A 4,292-nucleotide genomic window follows, 5' to 3' on the forward strand; every position below is an offset into this window, starting at 1 on the left:
AGCCGTCCAGCGAACCGATGTAGAGGCTGACGGTGGTGAGGTCCGCCAGGCTGAGCGTGACCGATTCGCCGCCCTGGATCGACAGGTACTGGGTCCCGTCGCGTCCGGTGGACGGATCGTAAAGGCTGGCCGCGGAGGGCAGCGCCGGGGCGGCGCTGTTGCCGTTGGAGCCGGTGACCAGCTGAGCGTCGCCGGTCAGGCTGTAGCCCGGTTGGCTGAAAATCACGTTGGACAGCGCCACCGGCGCGTCGCCAGTTTCAAACTGGGTGATGTCCGTCAGGCCGGCCGGCAGGTTCCAGGCCAGCGGGTCGAAGAAGGCCGAAACGACGGCGGCGTGGGCGGAGCTCGCCACGAGGGCGGTCGCGGCAGTGGCGGCCAGGGCCAGGAGGCGAAGCTTCATTGGGTCAGGTCTTTCCGTCGTCGCCGGGCGTTCGGCCCAGGCTTGATCCAAAACGGCACAGCGAATTGCGGCCGCGCTTCTCGTCGTGCAAAGGCGAGACCATGAAGACTCGCGCCGACCTGATCGCCCGGCTGGACGCCGAAGGGATCGCCCACGACACGCTCGACCATCCGGCCGTCTTCCGGGTCGGCGAGGGCGAGGCGATCAAGGCCGCCATCCCCGGCGCCCACACCAAGAACCTGTTCCTGAAGGACGCGAGGGATCAGCTCTGGCTGATATCCGCCCAGGACCGCACGGTCATCGACCTCAAGCGCCTGCATCTCGTGATTGGTTCGGCGCGGCTGTCTTTCGGCAGTCCGGCGCTCATGGAGGCGGCCCTCGGAGTCACGCCCGGGTCAGTGACCGCCTTCGCCCTGATCAACGATACGGACCGCCGGATGCGGTTCGTCCTTGACCGGAACCTGGCCGAGGCGTCGCGGGTGAATTTCCATCCCCTGACGAACACCGCCACCACAGGGGTCAGCCAGGCGGGGTTCCGCGCCTTCCTGGCGGCCATCGGCGTGACGCCGCTGGTGGTGGATTTCGCGACGATGGCGGTGATCGCGCGTTGAAGCCGTCGCATCTCGGGACCATCTTGGCGCTCGACGCGTTTCGCCAACTGACTTTGAGGACCTGGCCATGAGCCTGATCGGGGAGGCCGCCGGACCGCCGGCCGGCGACATCATCAAAGACGCCACCGACGCCAGCTTCGCCGCCGACGTGCTGGACGCCTCACGCGACACGCCGGTGATCGTCGACTTCTGGGCGCCCTGGTGCGGTCCCTGCCGCCAGCTGGGCCCGGCGATCGAAAAAGCCGTGACCGCCGCCAAGGGCAAGGTGAAACTGGTCAAAGTCGATATCGACAAGAACCCGGCCTACGCCGGCCAGCTGCGCGTGCAGTCGATTCCGGCGGTGTTCGCCTTTGTGAACGGTCAACCGGTGGACGGCTTCATGGGCGCCTTGCCCGACAGCCAGGTGAAGGCCTTCGTCGACAAGCTGGCCAAGATGGGCCCCGGCGGCCCATCGCCGATCGACGAGCTGCTGGGCCTGGCCAAGGAGTCGCTGGAGTTGGGCGACATGGGCGGCGCGGCCCAGGCTTACGCCCAGGTGCTGCAGGCCGATCCGCAGAACGCCAAGGCGCTCGGCGGCATGGCCAAGCTCTATCTGGCCTCGGGCGACACCGAGCGCGCCGCGGAGATCCTCGAGATGGCCGGCCCCGAAGCCAAGGACGCCGACCTCGACAGCGTGCGCGCCGCCCTGACGCTGGCCGCCGAGGCGCCTTCGGAAACCGCCGAATTCGAAATGCGCCTGGCCGCCAACCCCGACGACCACGCGGCCCGCTTCGAGCTCGCCAAGGCCCTGGCCGGGAGCCACCGCCTTGAAGAGGCGGCGAACCAGCTCCTGACCATCATCGAGAAGGACCGCGCCTGGAACGACGAGGCGGCCCGCAAGCAGCTGCTTACCGTCTTCGAGGCCGCTGGCCAGATGTCCGAGATATCCCGCAACGGCCGACGGCGGCTGTCGGCCATCCTGTTCAGCTGAGGCGTCACGGACCTGATCCCCATGCCGGCTTATCGCCGCACAGCCGACCTGCCTCAGATGATCCCGGTGTTCCCGCTGGACGGCGCGCTGTTGCTGCCTGGCGGCGACCTTCCGCTGCAGATCTTTGAGCCGCGCTATCTCAATATGGTCGACGACGTGATGGCCGGCGACCGGATCATCGGCATGATCCAGACCCGCGCCGGCGGCGACCGCGAGCGGCCCAAGCTGACCGATGTCGGCTGCGCGGGCCGGATCACCAGCTACGCCGAGACAGCCGACGGCCGCTATCTGATCACGCTCACCGGCGTCTGCCGCTTCGATGCCGGCGCCGAGCTGATCATCCCGACGCCCTACCGGCAGCTCCGCGCCCGCTACGACCGATTCGAGGCCGACCTCAGCGAGGACGAGGCCGCACAGGCGCCAAAGGCCGCCCGCGAACGCTTCGCCAGCGCGCTCAAGCGCTACTTGAACCGCCGCGAGCTGGACATCGACTGGGAGACCGCCCAGAGCGCGCCGCTGGAGGCGCTCGTCAATTCGCTGGCCATGGGGCTGCCCTTCGAGCCGGCTGAAAAGCAGGCGCTTCTCGAAGCCCCCGACCTGGCCGGCCGCTTTGAGACCCTGTCCACCCTGCTGGAGATCGACGGGGTCGACGACGGCGACGACGAGGGCCACTCGCTTCAATAGCGCCGGCCGCCGCGCTGCTTGACGCGCGCCGGCCGCTGTCACAGGAGACGGATCGCGGATCGCGGATCGCGAATATTCGATGATTCGCGGGGGGCTCGGATGACCGAACGCGCGGTCTTCATCAACTGGCGGTTGTCCAGCTTCTTCGGCTGGGGCGTCTACGGCCTCAATCTGGCACTGCACTGGTCCGCCGATCGCGACATGTCGGTCGTCGTAAGCATGCCGATCTCGGATGGGGATCTGGCGCTCGGCCCTCTGCGAAGGCGTGCTCTTCAGCCGCTCATCGAGCGGTCGCGGGAATTCCAAGCGAAGCTCCGGCCGTATGAAAACCGCGTCGCCACAGTCCAGGCGCCCTGCCTGAACTCCTGTGACCGCCGTTTCCTGGTGAGCGGGGTGGCCCATAACGTGAGGCTGGCCGGCACGCCCACCATCGGCGTAACGTTCTTCGAAACGCCGCAACTTGACGCTGACGCGATCACACGGGCGCGGGCTTGTCCGGTCGTCGTCACCGGATCCACTTGGAACGCCGAACTGCTGCGGGCCCACGGCCTGACCAACGTGCGAAACGTCCTCCAGGGGATCGACCCGAGCCTGTTCCATCCCGCGCCGCGCCTGGGGGTCTACACCGACCGCTTCCTGATCTTCAGTGGCGGAAAGCTGGAGCGCCGCAAGGGGCAGGACATCGTGCTGACCGCCGTGCGGCGGTTCGTCGAGCGTCATCCCGATGCGCTGTTGGTCACCGCCTGGCATGGCCCCGTCACCGACTACATCCGCACTCTGGATGCGGGCGGCCTGACCTCGCCGGTGCCCTTCGATGGGATCGGCCAAGTCGATGTGACAGGCTGGGCGCTGGCCAACGGGATCGGCCCTGACAACGTCCTCGACCTGGGCTCCGTGCCCAACGCCATGATGCCCGGCCTATTGCGTGAGATGGACGTGGCCTTGTTCCCCAACCGCGCCGAGGGCGGCACCAACCTGGTGGCCATGGAGTGCATGGCCTGCGGAGTCCCCACGATCCTGTCGGCCAACACCGGGCATCTGGACCTGATCGAGGACGAAAACTGCTACCCGCTCGTGCAGCAGAACGCGCTGCCGGGTGAGGAGGCCGGCTTCGGCGGCGTCGCCGGCTGGGGTGAAAGCGATGTCGAGGAGGTCCTTGAGCAGTTGGAGCGAGTTTACGCCCATCGCGCCGAGGCGCTGAGACGCGGCCGGCTGGGCGCGGTCGCAATGCGCCAGCTGACCTGGGCGCGGACTGCCGCCCAGATGAAGGAGATCGTTCTGGCCGCCTGACGCCGGGGCTCCCGAGACGCGATGACGGCGGCCGTTCGTTGCGCTAGGACTGCGCCGCATGACCGACGCCGACCAACCCAGCCCGCCGGCGCCCCAGGGCGTCGAGGTCGATCCCCGCCTGCTGGAGGTGCTGGTCTGTCCGGTGACCCATGGGGCGCTGGAGCTGGACCGAGTGAAGGGGGAGCTGATCAGCCGCTCGGCGCGCCTGGCCTACCCGATCCGCGACGGCGTGCCGATCATGCTGCCGGAAGAGGCGCGCGACCTCACCGATGCCGACTGAGGCGGAGCCCCGAAAGGCGCGGGACTTCGGCGCAGTCCGCCGCTATGGCCTGGCCCA

General features: G+C 68.3%; 6 protein-coding genes. 5 read left to right on the forward strand and 1 reads right to left on the reverse strand.

The window, feature by feature from the left end; all coding sequences use genetic code 11:
- The coding region (locus E8A12_RS12130; protein WP_293369018.1) for a hypothetical protein at window positions 1-400 on the reverse strand (400 nt) is incomplete at its 3' end.
- 101 nt (window positions 401-501) lie between these two features.
- Here E8A12_RS12130 and E8A12_RS12135 point away from each other — a divergent pair.
- From E8A12_RS12135 to E8A12_RS12155, 5 genes are all read left to right on the forward strand, one after another.
- On the forward strand, window positions 502-1,011 hold the full coding sequence (locus E8A12_RS12135) for a YbaK/EbsC family protein (protein ID WP_293369020.1): 510 nt from the start codon (window positions 502-504) through the stop codon (window positions 1,009-1,011).
- 67 nt (window positions 1,012-1,078) lie between these two features.
- Window positions 1,079-1,981, forward strand: a complete 903-nt coding sequence (locus E8A12_RS12140; RefSeq protein ID WP_293369022.1) for a co-chaperone YbbN — start codon at window positions 1,079-1,081, stop codon at window positions 1,979-1,981.
- Window positions 1,982-2,002: 21 nt separating this feature from the next.
- A complete protein-coding gene (locus E8A12_RS12145) occupies window positions 2,003-2,665 on the forward strand; it encodes an LON peptidase substrate-binding domain-containing protein (RefSeq protein ID WP_293369024.1) in 663 nt (220 codons plus the stop codon).
- A 99-nt stretch (window positions 2,666-2,764) separates the two neighbouring features.
- Window positions 2,765-3,955, forward strand: coding sequence for a glycosyltransferase family 4 protein (locus E8A12_RS12150; protein ID WP_293369026.1), 1,191 nt, complete (start codon window positions 2,765-2,767; stop codon window positions 3,953-3,955).
- A 58-nt stretch (window positions 3,956-4,013) separates the two neighbouring features.
- Window positions 4,014-4,235, forward strand: coding sequence for a Trm112 family protein (locus tag E8A12_RS12155; RefSeq protein WP_293369028.1), 222 nt, complete (start codon window positions 4,014-4,016; stop codon window positions 4,233-4,235).
- The last annotated feature ends 57 nt before the right edge of the window (window positions 4,236-4,292 follow it).

The sequence above is a fragment of the Phenylobacterium sp. genome (assembly GCF_004799395.1).
Lineage (GTDB): Bacteria > Pseudomonadota > Alphaproteobacteria > Caulobacterales > Caulobacteraceae > Phenylobacterium.